At 66.1% G+C, this 15,454-nt stretch carries 16 protein-coding genes; 10 read left to right on the top strand and 6 right to left on the bottom strand.

Annotated features, from left to right (window positions below; all coding sequences use genetic code 11):
* The first annotated feature begins 5 nt into the window (after window positions 1-5).
* Complete coding sequence (locus HEQ22_RS12425; RefSeq protein WP_432768209.1) at window positions 6-875, top strand: hypothetical protein; 870 nt, start codon at window positions 6-8, stop codon at window positions 873-875.
* On the opposite strand, the gene HEQ22_RS12420 is transcribed toward HEQ22_RS12425, so the two are convergent.
* From HEQ22_RS12420 to HEQ22_RS12410, 3 genes are all read right to left on the bottom strand, one after another.
* Window positions 872-2,842, bottom strand: coding sequence for an ATP-binding protein (locus tag HEQ22_RS12420; RefSeq protein WP_432768208.1), 1,971 nt, complete (start codon window positions 2,840-2,842; stop codon window positions 872-874). The two genes, HEQ22_RS12425 and HEQ22_RS12420, sit on opposite strands and share 4 nt — an antisense overlap.
* A gap of 112 nt (window positions 2,843-2,954) precedes the next feature.
* Window positions 2,955-4,157 (bottom strand): serine palmitoyltransferase, encoded by a 1,203-nt coding sequence (gene spt, locus HEQ22_RS12415; protein ID WP_432768207.1) that lies wholly within the window; start codon window positions 4,155-4,157, stop codon window positions 2,955-2,957.
* Window positions 4,158-4,164: 7 nt separating this feature from the next.
* On the bottom strand, window positions 4,165-4,401 hold the full coding sequence (locus HEQ22_RS12410) for an acyl carrier protein (RefSeq protein WP_432768206.1): 237 nt from the start codon (window positions 4,399-4,401) through the stop codon (window positions 4,165-4,167).
* A gap of 162 nt (window positions 4,402-4,563) precedes the next feature.
* Between HEQ22_RS12410 and HEQ22_RS12405 the strand changes: the two genes are divergently transcribed.
* The 6 genes from HEQ22_RS12405 to HEQ22_RS12380 all read left to right on the top strand — a co-directional run bounded on the left by HEQ22_RS12405 (window position 4,564) and on the right by HEQ22_RS12380 (window position 11,066).
* On the top strand, window positions 4,564-5,136 hold the full coding sequence (locus HEQ22_RS12405; protein ID WP_432768205.1) for a Pycsar system effector family protein: 573 nt from the start codon (window positions 4,564-4,566) through the stop codon (window positions 5,134-5,136).
* Window positions 5,137-5,387: 251 nt separating this feature from the next.
* Complete coding sequence (locus HEQ22_RS12400; RefSeq protein WP_432768204.1) at window positions 5,388-6,791, top strand: MATE family efflux transporter; 1,404 nt, start codon at window positions 5,388-5,390, stop codon at window positions 6,789-6,791.
* Between the two features lie 208 nt (window positions 6,792-6,999).
* On the top strand, window positions 7,000-7,287 hold the full coding sequence (groES, locus tag HEQ22_RS12395) for a co-chaperone GroES (RefSeq protein ID WP_011540765.1): 288 nt from the start codon (window positions 7,000-7,002) through the stop codon (window positions 7,285-7,287).
* Between the two features lie 63 nt (window positions 7,288-7,350).
* Window positions 7,351-8,994: a chaperonin GroEL gene (groL, locus tag HEQ22_RS12390; protein WP_432768203.1), complete on the top strand. Its 1,644-nt coding sequence runs from the start codon at window positions 7,351-7,353 to the stop codon at window positions 8,992-8,994.
* A gap of 97 nt (window positions 8,995-9,091) precedes the next feature.
* Window positions 9,092-10,273 carry a hypothetical protein gene (locus HEQ22_RS12385; RefSeq protein ID WP_432768202.1) on the top strand — a complete coding sequence of 394 codons (1,182 nt, stop codon included), beginning with the start codon at window positions 9,092-9,094 and terminating at the stop codon, window positions 10,271-10,273.
* Window positions 10,274-10,316: 43 nt separating this feature from the next.
* The gene (locus tag HEQ22_RS12380) at window positions 10,317-11,066 is read left to right on the top strand and encodes a glutaminyl-peptide cyclotransferase (RefSeq protein ID WP_432768201.1); all 750 of its coding nucleotides are present in this window, start codon (window positions 10,317-10,319) and stop codon (window positions 11,064-11,066) included.
* A 2-nt stretch (window positions 11,067-11,068) separates the two neighbouring features.
* On the opposite strand, the gene HEQ22_RS12375 is transcribed toward HEQ22_RS12380, so the two are convergent.
* The 3 genes from HEQ22_RS12375 to HEQ22_RS12365 all read right to left on the bottom strand — a co-directional run bounded on the left by HEQ22_RS12375 (window position 11,069) and on the right by HEQ22_RS12365 (window position 12,183).
* On the bottom strand, window positions 11,069-11,287 hold the full coding sequence (locus HEQ22_RS12375) for a hypothetical protein (RefSeq protein WP_432768200.1): 219 nt from the start codon (window positions 11,285-11,287) through the stop codon (window positions 11,069-11,071).
* 85 nt (window positions 11,288-11,372) lie between these two features.
* Window positions 11,373-11,669 carry an entericidin EcnAB gene (locus tag HEQ22_RS12370; protein ID WP_432768199.1) on the bottom strand — a complete coding sequence of 99 codons (297 nt, stop codon included), beginning with the start codon at window positions 11,667-11,669 and terminating at the stop codon, window positions 11,373-11,375.
* A 187-nt stretch (window positions 11,670-11,856) separates the two neighbouring features.
* The gene (locus HEQ22_RS12365; RefSeq protein WP_432768198.1) at window positions 11,857-12,183 is read right to left on the bottom strand and encodes a hypothetical protein; all 327 of its coding nucleotides are present in this window, start codon (window positions 12,181-12,183) and stop codon (window positions 11,857-11,859) included.
* A 236-nt stretch (window positions 12,184-12,419) separates the two neighbouring features.
* Here HEQ22_RS12365 and HEQ22_RS12360 point away from each other — a divergent pair, with 236 nt between their 5' ends.
* The 3 genes from HEQ22_RS12360 to HEQ22_RS12350 are packed head-to-tail and all read left to right on the top strand — an operon-like array spanning window position 12,420 to window position 15,411.
* Window positions 12,420-13,412 carry an ArsR/SmtB family transcription factor gene (locus HEQ22_RS12360; RefSeq protein WP_432768197.1) on the top strand — a complete coding sequence of 331 codons (993 nt, stop codon included), beginning with the start codon at window positions 12,420-12,422 and terminating at the stop codon, window positions 13,410-13,412.
* Window positions 13,409-14,350 (top strand): methylenetetrahydrofolate reductase, encoded by a 942-nt coding sequence (gene metF / locus HEQ22_RS12355; RefSeq protein WP_432768196.1) that lies wholly within the window; start codon window positions 13,409-13,411, stop codon window positions 14,348-14,350. Before HEQ22_RS12360 ends, metF begins: the two co-directional genes overlap by 4 nt.
* Window positions 14,347-15,411: a homocysteine S-methyltransferase family protein gene (locus tag HEQ22_RS12350; RefSeq protein ID WP_432768195.1), complete on the top strand. Its 1,065-nt coding sequence runs from the start codon at window positions 14,347-14,349 to the stop codon at window positions 15,409-15,411. The genes metF and HEQ22_RS12350 overlap by 4 nt, the downstream gene beginning before the upstream one ends.
* Window positions 15,412-15,454 lie beyond the last annotated feature (43 nt).

Raw genomic sequence — 15,454 nt, 5'->3', positions numbered from 1 at the left:
TTCCGGTGGCGGCTGCCGACACGCTGACCGATCTGGTGCGCGCCGAACTGGCGACGCCGGTCGATCCGCGCGTCACCGCGATGGCGCGCGCGCTCGCCGCGGACTATCCGGGCAGCGCCCGCGCCGTGCTGTTTTACGGCAGCTGCCTGCGGATGAGCGAACTCGACGGGCTGATGCTCGATTTCTACCTTATCGTGTCCGACTATGGCGACGCCTATCCCAGACGCTGGATGGCGGTCGCCAACCGGCTGATCCCCCCCAATGTCTTTCCGTTCCAGCATGACGGGCTGATCGCCAAATATGCGGTGCTTAGCGAAGCCGATTTTCATCGCCTGAACGGGCCCGAGACGCGCAACGTCTCGGTCTGGGCGCGCTTCGCCCAGCCCTCGCGGCTCGTCTGGGCGGTCGACGACACCGCGGCGAATCGCGCGGTGGTCGCGGTCGCGCGCGCCGCGCCGACGTTGCTGGCTGCGGCGGGACGCGAAGAGGGCGAGGAACCGCTCGCTTGGTGGCGCCGCGCCTTTGCGCTGACCTATTCGGTCGAACTGCGCGCCGAACGCACCGGCCGTGCGCAATCGGTCGTCGATGCGGACGCGGATCGGTACGCACGCTTCAGCGCTCCGGCGATTGCGGCGATCGCCGGCCATGCGTACGCCGGCCGCTGGGCGCAGCGCCGGATCGAGGGCAAGGCGCTCAGCATCGCGCGGCTCGCGAAGGCCAGCCTGACCTACGCCGGCGGCATCGATTATCTGGCGTGGAAGATCAACCGCCACGCCGGCACCAAGATCGAGATCAAGCCGTGGCAGCGCCGCTGGCCGCTGGTCGCGGCGCTGACTTTGGTGCCGCGGCTGATGAAGAGCGGCGCGATCCGTTAACCGACCAGCCGCTGTCCTTCGGACCGCACCTCGCCCGACCGGCGGATCGCCTGCTCCAGCGCGGTCAGGGTGAACGGCTTGCGCAGCACATCATGGTCGCCGAAGCTCGCTTCCTCGCTGGCGTCGCCGGCGTATCCGGTCACGAACAGCACCGGCAGGTCGGGCCAGCGCTGCTTCAGCCGCGCCACCATTTCGGGACCGGTCAGCTCGGGCATCAGCACGTCGGACAGGACCAGGTCGAACCCGCTCCCTGCCGCCAGACGCCCTTCGACGAGCGCTTCGGCATCGAGCGGATTGTCGCACGCCACCGCGCGGTGGCCGAGTTCGCCGACCGCGTCGACGGTGGCGGCGAGGACGCGCTGATCGTCCTCGACGACCAGGATGTCGAGCGTTTCGGCGGCGGTGTCTTGCGATGCCGCGGACAGGAGCGGATCGCCGTCCACTGCGGCGTCGGCGCGCGATTTCGCCACCGGCAACAGCATCGCGACCCGCGTGCCTTCGCCTTCGGTCGACGCAATCTGCACCTCGCCGCCCGACTGGCGGCAAAAGGCGAAGACCTGGCTCATGCCCAGCCCGGTACCCTGGCCCGCCGGTTTGGTGGTGTAAAAGGGATCGAACACGCGGTCGAGCACATCGGGCGCCATGCCGCACCCGGTATCGATCACCTCCACCGCCAGCGCTTTCTGGTCGCCGTCGTCCAGCGTTCGAATGGTCAGCGCGCCATGACCCTCCATCGCGTCGCGCGCGTTGACCGCGAGGTTGAGCAACGCATTTTCGAACTGCTGGCGGTCGAGCCAGCACGCAAGTCCGGTGGCCTGCAAATCGAGCGTCAGCGCGATCCGGTCACCGATCGTCCGTTCGATCAGTTCGGCAAAGGCGGCGATGCATTCGTCGATGACCGTCGTCTCGGGCCGCGCGGGCTCGGCACGGGCAAAGGTCAGCAGCCGGCGCGTCAGGTCGGCGGCGCGATTGGCGCCGTCGAGCGCGTTGGCGAGGTGGCGCTGCGCCTTGTCGGGCGCTTCGGTCAGCCAGCGCTGCGCCAGTTCGACGCCGCCGACGACGACCGCTAGCATATTGTTGAAATCATGCGCGATGCCGCCGGTCAGCTGGCCGACCGCCTCCATCTTCTGGGCCTGGCGGAGCTGCGCCTCGGCGGCTTCGCGTTCGCTCATTTCGCTGCGCAGCGCCAGATTGGCCTCGCCCAGTTCGGCGGTGCGCGCTGCGACTGCGGCCTCCAGTTGCATCGCCCGCTCGGTTTCGGCCAACTGTTCGCGCCGCGCGATCCGTCGCTCGCCCTCGGCGCGGACGAAGGAAAAGCCGGCGCCGATCGCCAGCATCGCGGCGCCGGCGCCGAGCAGCGAAAACAGCAGGATCGCCTGGTTCAGACTGGCGCGGTCGGCCGCGGCGAGGCGATTGCGCTCGCGCAGCAGGCCGCGTTCGTTGTTGATGATCTGCGTCAACAGCTTGTCGATCCGGATCAGCGCCTGATCGTGCCCGGCAGCGTGATATTTCGAAATCGCGGCGACGGTCTGGTTGTAATTGGCGCTGAGCGCCGCGTCGCCGAGGCGCAGCCCGCGATCGTCCATTTCATCCGTTAGTTGATCGACCAGCGCGCTTTGCTGGCGGTTGTCGCGCACGTTGCGATCGAGCTGGACCAGATACTGCCGCGCGCGGCCCCATTGCTGTTCGAAGACGCGCCCGTCCTCTTTCTGCAAACCCACCGCGAACCGCCCGAGCGCCGCCTCGGCGCGCGCGAGCGCGGCGTCGAGCGAGCGCGTCTGCGAAATCACCTCGAGGCTTTGCGTCTGCCAGCCGAGCGAGCGGTCGTAATTGTCGTTGGCGCGGCTGAGCAGCAGCAACAGCGCCGCGACGACGCCCGCCAAGATGGTGGCGACGCCGATCGTCAGCCAGACGCGCAGCCGCTCCCGCCGCTGGTCGGTTTCGCTGTCATGATCCCGCTCGAACACGCGCCCTCTTACCGGACTGGCGCGACGCCGCAAAGCCGCGAAACCGGCGCGCCGGACGCGGTCGTTCGGTTGGTCGCAAAAATGAATCGGCTGATCGGGCCGATGGCTCGGTTCAGCCGATGATGCCGATGCGCTTGCCGGCGCGTTCGAAGCGGCCGAGGATTTCGTCGACCTGCGCGCGCGAATGTTCGGCGCACAGCGAACAGCGCAGCAGCGTCATGTTCGCCGGGGTCGCCGGAGGGCGCGCCAGATTGACGTAAAGCCCTTCCTCGAGCAGCGCTTCCCACATCATCGCGCCCTGCTCCAGGTCGGGCATGATCACCGCGATGATCGCCGATTGCGCCTCCGCCGTGCCGAGCGTGAAGCCCAGATCGCGCAGCCCCTTGTGCAGCAGTTTGGAATTTTCCCACAGATGCGCGCGCTTGTTCGACCCGTGCATCAGCTTGCGGATGCTCGTCGCCGCGGTCGCGACGACGCTCGGCGGCAGCGAGGCGGTGAAGACGTAGGGGCGGCACACCAGCCGCAAAATCTCGAACTTCGGATGGTTCGACACGCAGAAGCCGCCGACGGTGCCGACGCTCTTGCTGAACGTGCCGATGACGAAATCGACGTCGTCCAGCACGCCCTGCGCCTCGGCGACGCCGCGGCCATGCTCGCCGATGAAGCCCATCGAATGCGCCTCGTCGACCAGCACCATCGCGCCGTTTTCCTTCGAGACGCGGATCATCTCTTTCAGCGGCGCGACATCGCCGAGCATCGAATAGACGCCCTCGAGCACGACCAACTTGCCCGCCTCCGGCGGCAGACGCTTCAGGCGCTTTTCGAGCGCCTCGACGTCGTTGTGGCGGAACGCGACGATTTCGGCGTTGCCCATCGCGCAGCCGTCATAGATCGACGCATGGCTGTCGATGTCGAGGATGACATAGTCGCCCTTGCCGGCGATCGTCGAAATGATGCCGAGGTTCGCCTGATATCCGGTCGAAAACACCATGGCATGGTCCATGGCGTAAAATTCCTTCAGCGCCTCTTCGCACTCCTTGTGGCCCTGATAGGTGCCGTTGAGGACGCGGCTGCCGGTGGTGCCGCTGCCGAACTTGTCGAGCGCATCCTTCCCCGCGGCGATGACATCCTCGTCGAAGGTCATGCCCATATAATTATAGGTGCCGAGCAGGATCGTCTCGCGCCCGTTGCAGATCGCGACGGTCGGCGAGATCACCTTCTCCATCACCAGATTATAGGGATCGGTAACCCCGGTCGCGAGCAGGGTTTCGCGCTGCTGGATCAGCGGATCGAATTTGGAAAAAAGGTCGGTCATCGCGGTGTCAGCCCTGCAGCTTCTCGACCGCCGCCACCAATTGGCCCACGGTTTCGATCTCGGCCTGCATGTTCATGCTGATGATGATGTCGAACGTATCCTCGACCTCGGCGACGAAATCCATCACCGTCAGGCTGTCCCATTCGAGGTCGCCGGCAAAGGTCGTCGCGTCGGTCAGCAGGGCGCCCTTCTTGTTGAAGGGTTCGATCAGCCCGTGGATCTGGTCGGTGAGGGCGGTGCTCATAGGATGCGTCCCATACAGAGATGATGTTGCGCGCGGGAATGCCGCGCTGCCACCCGATTGGCAAGCGAATGCGGCGGGAACAGGGCAGCATCTTGCCGCTGGCGATGCTTCATGGCATCGCGGTGGCCGGGTCGCTGGCACGTGCAAGAGAGGACATCAGGCATGGACGGCGAAAATGCACCTAAACCACCGACGCCGCCCGCGGTTTCGTTCCCGCCCAACGCCGTCCATCTGGTGCGGACCAACCAGCAGCTGACGATGCAGCTGTCGCAAATGGCCGACCAGAAGGCGTCGATCCTGATGGGGGCGACCTTCGTCGTGTTCACGCTGGCGGTCGGACAGGCGCGCGCCGGCGCGGGGGCGCTCGCGATGCCGCTCACCATCCTCGCGACCTTTTCCTTCCTGTCGGCGCTGCTCGCGGTGTCGGCGGTGCTGCCGCGCGTCGGCAAGGCGCCGCCGGTCGTTTACAAGGACGGCAAGGATCACAGCAATATCCTCTTCTTCGGCCGCTTCGAACAGATGGACGAGGATGAATTCATCGACGCGGTGAAGGCGCGGCTGCGCAGCGAGGAAGATCTTTACGAAACGATGCTGCGCGATACCTACCAGAACGGCGTCGTCCTCGCGCGGCGCAAATATCGCTACCTCGCTTATGCCTATCGCCTTTTCGTCGCCGGGCTCACGCTGACCTTTGCGGCTTTTGCGTTCGAGATGGTGGAGATGTGGCGGGGGTGAGACAAATCGATCCTCCCTGTCGCGCAGCGATGGGGAGGTGGCAGCGCGAAGCGCTGACGGAGGGTCTTTGGCGCAACCGTTGCTGCCCCTCCACCCCTTGCTTCGCAAGCGGTCCCCCTCCCCATGGCTTCGCCACAGGGAGGATCGTCAAACCACCTGCTGTTGCCTTTTTGCCACCCTCACATCTGAAAATCCCGCCGTTCATCCTCCCCGATTGAACCGCCGCATCGCCGCGCCTATCCGGGCCGGCTATGTTGACGCCAGCCACGCCTTCGACCGCGGAAACGCCGCAGGGATATCGCGCCGAGTTTCGCGCGACGCTGGCGCTCGCCTGGCCGCTCATCCTGACGAACCTGACGATGTCGCTGATCGGCGCGACCGACGTGCTGATGGTCGGGTGGCTGGGGCCGACCGAACTCGCGGCCTCGTCGCTGGGATTCAACCTGTCGATGCTGCTCGCCATCTTCGGTATGGGCCTGGTCACCGGCGCGTCGCCGCTGATGGCCAGCGAAATCGGGCGCTTTCGCCACTCGGTGCGCGATATCCGCCGGACCTTTCGCCAGACCTTGTGGCTGGTCGCGATGCTGTCGGTGCCGTTGCTGGTCATCCTGTGGAATACCGGCGCGATCCTGACGCTGCTCGGCCAGGACGCCCGCCTCTCGGCGCTCGCACAGGATTACATCCGCGCCTATATGTGGTCGATCCCTTTGTTCCTGGTGACGCTGGCGTTCCGCAACTTCCTCGCCGCACTCGAACGCCCGCTCTGGTCGCTGATCGTCGGCGTGGTCGGGGTGCTGGGCAACATCCTGTTCAACTACTCGCTGATCTTCGGCAAGTTCGGCATGCCGGCGCTCGGCATCGTCGGCGCCGGGGTGGGCAGCGTGCTGACCAACATGGTCATGATCGCGCTGATGGTCGTGGTGGTGTACCGCGACCGCCGGTTTCGCCGTTATCATCTGCTGGGGCGGTGGTGGCGCAGCGACTGGCCGCGCTTTGCCCAGATGACGCGCATCGGCACGCCGATCGCGATCAGCCATGCATTCGAAGCGGGGGTGTTCACCGCTGCGGTCATGCTGATGGGCTGGATTTCGACCGCCGCGGTTGCCGCGCATGCCGTCGCGCTGCAACTGGCGTCGCTGACCTTCATGGTCCCGATGGGACTTGCGCAGGCCGCCACCGTGCGCGTCGGCATCGGCCATGGCCGCGGCGACGCCGCGCATATCCGCCGCGCCGGGTGGACCAGCTTTGTCATGGGCACCGGTTTCATGGCGGCGATGGCGCTGATCATGCTGGCGATCCCCGGCCCGCTCGCCGGCCTGTTCATCGACCGCAGCGACCCCGCGAATGCCGAGGTCGCCGACCTTGCGGTCAGCTTCCTGATCGTCGCGGCGCTGTTCCAGGTCGCCGACGGCGCGCAGGTCGTGGGGCAGGGGATGCTGCGCGGGCTGCAGGACACCTTCGTGCCGATGCTGTTCGCGCTGCTCGGTTACTGGGTGATCGGGATCGGCGTCGGCGCCTGGCTGGCGTTCGAACGCGACTGGGGCGGGGTTGGCATCTGGACCGGACTCGCCGTCGGGCTGGGCATCGTCGCGGTGTTGATGGTCACCCGCTGGATGCAGCGGGAGCGGTTGGGGTTATTGCCCCGGACGACATAGATCGGCGGGCGAATGACGTCAGGCCGCGACGCTGTCGCTCGCCGTGACGCAATGGCATTTTCAAGCGCGTTTCTCGCGTCGACGGGGCGTGCAAAATTTTCCGTCACTTGCCTTGACGCTGTCACACGACCCACCCATATGCCGGGTGTTAGCACTCGCGTCCCGTGAGTGCTAAAATGACATCCATTGCATCTCTGGAGGGATATCCATGCAATTTCGTCCGCTGCACGACCGCGTGCTGGTTCGCCGTATCGAAGCCGAAGAAAAGACGGCGGGCGGCATCATCATCCCCGACACCGCCAAGGAAAAGCCGCAGGAAGGCGAAGTCGTCTCCGTCGGCACCGGCGCCCGCGCCGACGACGGCAAGGTGACCCCGCTCGACGTCAAGGCCGGCGACCGCATCCTGTTCGGCAAATGGTCGGGCACCGAAGTCAAGGTCGACGGCGAAGAGCTGTTGATCATGAAGGAATCGGACATCCTCGGCGTCATCGCCTGAGCTTGTTTGTCGAATCCCAAGTGAAGTTGCGCAGTTTTCTGCGCCTTTGAAAGGAATAGCCCCATGGCTGCAAAAGACGTAAAATTTAGCCGCGACGCGCGCGAACGCATCATGCGCGGCGTCGACATCCTCGCCGACGCAGTGAAGGTCACCCTCGGTCCCAAGGGCCGCAACGTCGTCATCGACAAGAGCTTCGGCGCCCCCCGCATCACCAAGGACGGCGTCACCGTCGCCAAGGAAATCGAACTCAAGGACAAGTTCGAGAATATGGGCGCGCAGATGGTCCGCGAAGTCGCTTCGAAGACCAACGACCTCGCCGGCGACGGCACCACCACCGCGACCGTACTGGCGCAGGCAATCGTCCGCGAAGGCATGAAGTCGGTTGCCGCCGGCATGAACCCGATGGATCTGAAGCGCGGCATCGACCTCGCGGTCACCAAGGTCGTTGAAACGATCAAGGCGCAGTCGAAGCCGGTTTCGGGCACCGCCGAAATCGCCCAGGTCGGCATCATCTCGGCCAACGGCGACACCGAAGTCGGCGAGAAGATCGCCGAAGCGATGGACAAGGTCGGCAAGGAAGGCGTGATCACCGTCGAGGAAGCCAAGGGTCTGGATTTCGAGCTCGACGTCGTCGAAGGCATGCAGTTCGACCGCGGCTACCTCAGCCCCTACTTCATCACCAACCCGGAAAAGATGCTCGTCGAGCTGGCCGATCCGTACATCCTGATCTTCGAAAAGAAGCTTTCGAACCTGCAGGCGATGTTGCCGATCCTCGAAGCCGTGGTGCAGTCGGGCCGTCCGCTGCTGATCATCGCCGAGGACATCGAAGGCGAAGCGCTCGCGACGCTGGTGGTCAACCGCCTGCGCGGCGGCCTGAAGGTCGCGGCCGTCAAGGCACCGGGCTTCGGCGATCGCCGCAAGGCGATGCTGCAGGACATCGCGATCCTGACGCAGGGCGAAATGATCAGCGAAGACCTGGGCATCAAGCTTGAGTCGGTGACGCTGAACATGCTCGGCCAGGCCAAGCGTGTCACGATCGACAAGGACAACACGACGATCGTCGATGGTGCCGGCGACGCCGACACGATCAAGGGCCGCGTCGAACAGATCCGCGCCCAGATCGAAACGACGACGAGCGACTATGACAAGGAAAAGCTGCAGGAACGTCTGGCGAAGCTCGCCGGCGGGGTTGCCGTGATCAAGGTCGGCGGCGCTTCGGAAGTCGAAGTGAAGGAACGCAAGGATCGCGTCGATGACGCGCTCCACGCGACCCGCGCTGCGGTCGAAGAAGGCATCGTCCCCGGCGGCGGTACCGCGCTGCTCTATGCCACCAAGGCCCTGGAAGGCCTGACCGGCGTCAACGAAGACCAGACCCGCGGCATCGACATCATCCGTCGCGCGCTGCAGGCTCCGGTGCGCCAGATCGCCGAGAATGCGGGCTTCGACGGCGGCGTCGTCGCCGGCAAGCTGTTCGACCAGAAGGACACCAGCTTCGGCTTCAACGCGTCGACCGACGTTTATGAAGACCTGGTCAAGGCCGGCGTCATCGACCCGACCAAGGTCGTGCGCGTCGCGCTGCAGGATGCGGCCTCGGTCGCCGGCCTGCTGATCACCACCGAAGCCGGCATCGCCGAAACGCCCGAAGACAAGCCCGCCATGCCCATGGGCGGCGGCGGCATGGGCGGCATGGGCGGCATGGACTTCTAAGTCCGAACCGTTCGGCACTCCGTCGAAGAAATCGGGCCGGGGGAGCAATCCTCCGGCCCTTTTTCATGGCCGCTTGCGGATGCCGACAGGGCGGGGCATGACCGCCGCGATGTTCGAACTGCCGCCGATCGACCGCCTTCGCGCCGCGCTGCTCGCTGACGAGGCTGCGCAGCTTGCGCTCGCGCCGCTGGACGATCTCGGCGCCTTCCTCGATGCAATCGCCGCCTATGCGTCGGGCCTTGGTCTGCCGCTGTCGCGCGAGGCCTTCGCCGTCGGGCTGGCCCGCGCCGCAACGCCGCAAGCCGACCTGGCGTTGCCCGCGCTGCGGACCACAAATGCGCCGCCGCGCCACTGGCTGCCGGTCGAACTGAAACGGCATCAGGGGCAAGTCGTCGTCGAATGGCTGCATTTAGCGGGCCAGCCGCTGTCCGAATCCTTTTTCGAAGAGTCGGTCCGCCGTGTCCGGACGCTGCCCTTCAACCGGCTGATGCGCTGCGCGACGCCGCTGTCGGCGCTGGACGAATTCGCCGATGCGCCGCCGCCCGACGGGCTGGTTTTTCACATGTCGCGCTGCGGCTCGACGCTCGTCGGACAGATGCTTGGCGCGGTGCCCGAAAATATCGTGCTTTCGGAGCCGCCGCTGCTCGACACGATGATCCGGCTTGCCGGGCGGGGATCGGTCCGCCCGGGCGCAATTGCCAAGCTCGCCGGCGCGTTGACGCGGTCGCGCGACGACAGGGCCGCCCACCGTTTCATCAAGCTCGACGCGTGGCACGCCTTCGTGCTGCCGATGCTGCGCGCGCTGTGGCCCGAGACGCCGTGGATATTCCTCTATCGCGACCCGATCGAGGTGCTCGTCTCGCAGCAGCGGCGCGGCGGGCTTCATGTCCGGCCGGGCGCGCTGCCGCTCGACGCCTATGGCGTCGACGCTGCCCAGGCGACGGGCTCCTATCCGGTGTGGATTCTCGACCATATCTGCAACGCCGCGCTGTCACAGCCCGACGCGCGCCGCCTGCTCGTCAATTATTCGCAATTACCGGATGCCCTGATGAGCAGCATCCTCCCCCATTTCGGCGTTGCCGTCGATCCAGCCGCTGCGGACGCGATTGTGGCCGCCGGGACCCGCTATTCGAAGATGCCGGGGCGGAACTTCGTCGCCGATTCCCAGGCAAAGCAGCGCGAAGCGTCCGATAGTTTGCGGCGTTCGGCGGCGCCGTTGCTCGACACCTATGCCCGGCTGGAGGCCGAACGGCTTGCGCAGGCGGCGATGCCGGCATGACGCTGCCACCGTACGTTCATCCGTCCGGGATTAATGCATCACGATGATGTTGCTCGTCACCCTGGCGCTTGCCGCCGCCGAGCCGGCGGCGCGTATTGAGCGCTGCGGGTATCGCACCGTGCAGTCCTATCCGCATGACGCGACCAGCTTTACCCAGGGCCTGTTCTGGCACGACGGGCATCTCTACGAAGCCACCGGCCAATATGGCCGCTCGCGCGTCGCGCGGCTCGACCTTGCAACCGGCAAAGCGCTTGCCCAGACGAAGCTGCCCGCCGACCAGTTCGGCGAAGGGATCACGCGCTGGGGCAGCCAGATCATCGGCGTCACCTGGCGCAGCGGCGTCGGCCATCGCTGGTCGGCGAAGGATCTGAAGCCCATCGGCACCTTTCGGTATGACGGCGAGGGCTGGGGCGTGACGATGGTCGCGGGCAGCCTCGTGCTCAGCGACGGCACGCCGACGCTGCGCTTCTTCGACCCGGCGACGATGAAAGAGCAGAAACGGGTTAGGGTGCGCTTTGCCGACCGGCCGATCGCCATGCTCAACGAGCTCGAGACAATCGAGGGCCAGATATGGGCGAACGTCTGGATGACCGATTTCATCGTCCGCATCGATCCCGCGACCGGTAACGTCGTCTCGCTCATCGACCTGACGGGCCTGAAGGCGGACGCGGGCGCCGGGGGGAGCGACAGCGTGCTCAACGGAATCGCGTGGGATGCGCGTGGGAAACGCCTGTTCGTCACCGGCAAATATTGGCCCAAGCTTTACGAGATCGCGCTCGCCGACTGCGGTTAAGGCTATTCGGCGCCGTCGTCACGCTCAGCAGCCGCCGCCTGATCGTCCGCGGGCAGGGCGCTGTCGCGGCTTTCGAGCATTTCGGCGGCATCGTCGAGCGCCTTGGCCTCGCTGACCGTCACCCCGCCGGGGCCGGGCTCATTGTCGGTACGGCTGCATCCCGCGACGATGACGAATAGCGCCGCGAGCATGATCGACGGTGCGCGGTGGATCCTCGGCATCCTTGGTCTCCCGCAAAAAAGGGCCCCATTCGCCTGGAATGGAGCCCCGTTTCGTCCGGACGCGCGCGTGGGCGCGCAGGTCCGATTACTGCTTGTCGTTGGCTTCCGCCTTCGCGGTTTCTTCGGCGATTTCGTTGCCGGCCGCATCGACGGCATCGCCGGCTGCGTTCACGGTGCCTTCGACGGCGTTGCCGGCATCGTCGGCGGCAGCGGCGGTCGCGTCGGCCGCATCGGCGGCGCCTTCGGCCATTGCGTCGCCGGTGGCGGCGGCGTCGTCAGCCATCGAATCGGCGGTTTCGCCGGCGGCGTCCTGGGTCTTTTCCGAGCAGGCGGCGAGGCTGAAGGCCGCGGCGGCCATCGAGGCGATGATCAACTTGCGCATGTATATTCCTTTCGAGTGTCAAGGCAGCCCTCTCCGGCCCCTTGGCGGCAGGATTAGCTGCGGATCATGGGGTTGGCAATGGTGCAGCCGCGCCGCGCGAGCTTACGAGTTGTTCCAAAACGAAAAAAGGGGCCACCGATTGATCGGCGACCCCCGTTTTTCCTGACCTGAACGGCCGGGAAGACGCTTATTTCTTCGCTTCTTCCATCGCGCCTTCGGCAGCGGCGGTCGCGGCGTTGGCGGCATCGGTCGCTTCGGCGGCCTTGTCGGTTGCCATCGCAGCGTCGCCCGCAGCAGCGGCGTCGCCAGCGGCACCGGCAGCAGCAGCGGCGTCGCCGGCAGCGGCGGTCGCGTCGGCAGCGCCTTCGGCGGCTTCCATCGCGCCGTCGGCGGCGCCTTCAACCGTCGTTGCGTCTTCGGTGGTGGTCGCCGTGTCGTCGGCAGCCTTTTCGGCGCAAGCCGCGAGGCCCAGCGAGGCGGCCAGGACGAGCGACAGAGTGATCGACTTCTTCATTTGGGAATACCCCTCTCGATTGAACTGATCGATCGGCAACTCGGATGCGAACTCATGCGATCCGGCCATTTGCCAATCGCCCTCAGAACTACAATCTCGCCCAAACCGGCGCAACGACCTTTTTATCGCGGTTGCGCCAAATCGACGAAGCGTTCCGCCCGCGATGCGCCAAGCCGCGGGATTTGCGGCCCAGCGTTCGGTTGACCGGATATAAAGAAAGCTTTATATGTTCTTTCGTGACCGAGCTTCTCGACATTTTTCGCGCCCTTGCCGATCCGACGCGGCTGCGAATCATCGCCTTGCTGCGCGAGATGGAGCTGGCGATCGGCGAATTGGCGGCGGTGCTCGACCAGAGCCAGCCGCGCGTGTCGCGCCATGTCCGCATCCTCGTCGATGCCGGTATCGTCGAGCGGCGCCGCGAAGGCAGCTGGGTTTTTCTGCGGATCACGCGCGACGGCGCGGTCGGTGACACCATCGCGCGGGCCGGGGAGTGGCCCTATGCGCCGCGCGAGGCGCTGGTGATCGCGCACGACGCGCGCCGGCTGGCGGCGGTGCGCACCGAACGCGCCGCGGTGGCCGAGCGTTATTTCGCCGAACATGCCCCCCAATGGGATGCGATCCGCTCGCGCCATGTCGCCGAAAGCGAGGTCGAGGCGGCGATGCTGGCGATGATGCACAACCGCCGGCTCGGTCACCTGCTCGACATCGGCACCGGCACTGGGCGCATGGCCGAAATTTTCGCGCCGACCGCGCGCCGCGTGACCGCGCTCGATCGCAGCCCCGAAATGCTGCGCATCGCGCGCGCGAAACTGTCGGGTCAGGGTTTGCCGGTCGACCTGATCCAGGGCGATTTTCTGGACCTGCCGATGGCCGGCGCCAGCATCGACAGCGTCGTCATCCATCAGGCGCTCCATTTTGCGCAAGAACCCGACCGCGTTATCGCCGAGGCCAGCCGCGTCCTGCGCGGTGGCGGCCACCTGCTCGTCGTCGATTTCGCCCCGCATGAGGACGAAGATTTGCGCGCGCTCGCGGCGCATGCCCGGCTCGGCTTCTCGGACGCGCAAATTCGCGGCTGGTTCGCGTCGGCGGGCCTGCTGCTCGAAAACACCGAAACGCTCGAAGGCGGGACGCTGGCGGTCAAGCTCTGGCTCGGCCGCCGCCGCAGCGACGAAGATCAACCGCCCGTGACCCAAGAGGGTCAGGGCCAACGCAAAAGGCTTGCGGCATGACCGGACATCTCGATTCGCTGGCGGAGGCACGCCGCGCGGCGGCGTCGCCGCTGTTCGCCAACCTCGACGGCGACATCGGCGTCAGCTTCGAATTCTTCCCGCCAAAGACCGACAAGATGGAAGCGCAGCTGTGGGATACCTTCCACACGCTCGAGCCGCTCGGGCCGCGCTTCGTTTCGGTGACCTATGGCGCCGGCGGCTCGACGCGCGAACGCACCCATATGACCGTCGCGCGGATTGCCGCGGAAAGCGTCGTGCCGCCCGCAGCGCACCTGACCTGCGTCGAGGCCTCGCGCGCCGAGATCGACGAAGTCGCGCAGGCTTATTGGGATGCCGGCGTGCGCCACATCGTCGCGCTGCGCGGCGACGTGCCCGGCGGCGAACCCTATCGCCCGCACCCCGACGGCTACGCCAACGCGGTCGAACTGGTCGCGGGGCTGAAGGCGATCGCGCCGTTCGACATTTCGGTCGCCGCCTATCCGGAGGTGCATCCCGACGCCGATTGCCCGCAGGCCGACCTCGACAATCTGAAACGCAAGCTCGACGCCGGGGCGACCCGCGCGATCTCGCAATTCTTTTTCTCGCCCGACAGCTTCCTGCGCTTTCGCGATGCCGCGGCGGCGGCGGGGATCGACGCACCGATCGTCCCCGGCATCCTGCCGGTGTCGAACGTGTCGCAGACGCGGCGGATGGCCGACATGTGCAACACCGCGATTCCGGCGTGGATGGTGTCGCTGTTCGACGGCCTCGACGATCATCCGGCGGCGCGCCAGCTCGTCGCGGCGACGATCGCCGCCGAAATGTGCCGCCGCCTCTATGCCGGCGGGGTGCGCGATTTCCATTTCTATACGCTCAACCGCGCCGAACTGAGCTACGCCATCTGCCACCTGCTCGGGCTGCGCCCCAAGGCAGCCCCCGCGACGGAGAAAGCCGCATGACCGCCCCTTCGAACATCGGCGCCCGCGCGGCGTTGCAGGCTGCCGCGAGCGAGCGCATCCTGCTCACCGACGGCGCGTTCGGGACCGAGATCCAGAACTGGAAACTGGTCGAGGCGGATTATGCCGGGTCGCTGGGGCTGAGCCACGATCAGAAGGGCAACAACGACATCCTCGCGATCACCAAGCCCGCGGTGCCGGAGACGATCACGCGCGCCTATCTCGACGCCGGATCGGACATCGTGTCGACCAACACCTTTTCGGCGAATATCATCAGTCAGGCCGATTATGGCGCCGAGCATCTGGTCCGCGATATCAACGTCGAAAGCGCGAAGATCGCACGGCGGCTCGCCGACGAATATGCCGCGAAGGATGGGCGCCCGCGCTTTGTCGCTGGCGCGATCGGCCCGACCAACAAGACCTTGTCGTTGTCGCCCGACGTCAATGATCCCGGTTTTCGCGAGATCGACTTCGACTATCTCAAGGCCGTGTACCTCGAGCAGGTCGTCGCGCTGGCCGAAGGCGGCGCCGACTTCATCCTGATCGAGACGATCTTCGACACGCTCAATGCCAAGGCGGGGATCGCCGCGGTGCTTGAGGCCGAAGCGAAGGTCGGACGCGAGCTGCCGCTGATGATTTCGATGACTCTCACCGACCTGTCGGGCCGCAACCTGTCGGGGCACACGGTCGAGGCGTTCTGGTATGCGGTGCGCCATGCAAGGCCGCTGACCATCGGGCTCAACTGCTCGTTCGGCGCCGCGCAGCTTCGCCCGCATGTGAAAGTGCTGTCCGACATCGCCGACGCGCTGGTGATGGTTTATCCCAACGCCGGGCTGCCCAACGAGCTCGGCGAATATGACGAGATGCCCGACACGACGGCGGAACTTGTCCGCGAATGGGCCGAGCATGGCCAGGTCAATATCCTCGGCGGTTGCTGCGGATCGACCCCGGCCCATATCGCCGCGATGGCGAAAGCGGTGGCGGGATTGCCCGCGCGGCGGATCCCTGAGGTGCCGGTGCGGACGCGGCTGGCAGGGCTGGAGCCGTTCACGATGGCGGCGTAACGAATTCACCCCTCCCCTTCAGGGGAGGGGCAGTGAGACTTGG

Source organism: Sphingopyxis sp. (assembly GCF_050916055.1).
In the GTDB taxonomy this organism is placed as follows: Bacteria; Pseudomonadota; Alphaproteobacteria; order Sphingomonadales; family Sphingomonadaceae; genus Sphingopyxis.
Note: the sequence above shows the minus strand (reverse complement) of the source record. Positions and strands in the feature narration are given on the sequence as shown.

Excerpts from the sequence above, each read along its gene's own strand:
- HEQ22_RS12375 (WP_432768200.1), bottom strand. The coding sequence starts at position 11,287 with ATGCCGAGGATCCACCGCGCACCGTCGATCATGCTCGCGGCGCTATTC.
- HEQ22_RS12385 (WP_432768202.1), top strand. The coding sequence starts at position 9,092 with ATGACCGCCGCGATGTTCGAACTGCCGCCGATCGACCGCCTTCGCGCC.
- HEQ22_RS12405 (WP_432768205.1), top strand. The coding sequence starts at position 4,564 with ATGGACGGCGAAAATGCACCTAAACCACCGACGCCGCCCGCGGTTTCG.
- spt (WP_432768207.1), bottom strand. The coding sequence starts at position 4,157 with ATGACCGACCTTTTTTCCAAATTCGATCCGCTGATCCAGCAGCGCGAA.
- HEQ22_RS12350 (WP_432768195.1), top strand. The coding sequence starts at position 14,347 with ATGACCGCCCCTTCGAACATCGGCGCCCGCGCGGCGTTGCAGGCTGCC.
- HEQ22_RS12410 (WP_432768206.1), bottom strand. The coding sequence starts at position 4,401 with ATGAGCACCGCCCTCACCGACCAGATCCACGGGCTGATCGAACCCTTC.
- HEQ22_RS12380 (WP_432768201.1), top strand. The coding sequence starts at position 10,317 with ATGATGTTGCTCGTCACCCTGGCGCTTGCCGCCGCCGAGCCGGCGGCG.
- metF (WP_432768196.1), top strand. The coding sequence starts at position 13,409 with ATGACCGGACATCTCGATTCGCTGGCGGAGGCACGCCGCGCGGCGGCG.
- HEQ22_RS12400 (WP_432768204.1), top strand. The coding sequence starts at position 5,388 with ATGTTGACGCCAGCCACGCCTTCGACCGCGGAAACGCCGCAGGGATAT.
- groL (WP_432768203.1), top strand. The coding sequence starts at position 7,351 with ATGGCTGCAAAAGACGTAAAATTTAGCCGCGACGCGCGCGAACGCATC.
- HEQ22_RS12365 (WP_432768198.1), bottom strand. The coding sequence starts at position 12,183 with ATGAAGAAGTCGATCACTCTGTCGCTCGTCCTGGCCGCCTCGCTGGGC.
- HEQ22_RS12370 (WP_432768199.1), bottom strand. The coding sequence starts at position 11,669 with ATGCGCAAGTTGATCATCGCCTCGATGGCCGCCGCGGCCTTCAGCCTC.
- groES (WP_011540765.1), top strand. The coding sequence starts at position 7,000 with ATGCAATTTCGTCCGCTGCACGACCGCGTGCTGGTTCGCCGTATCGAA.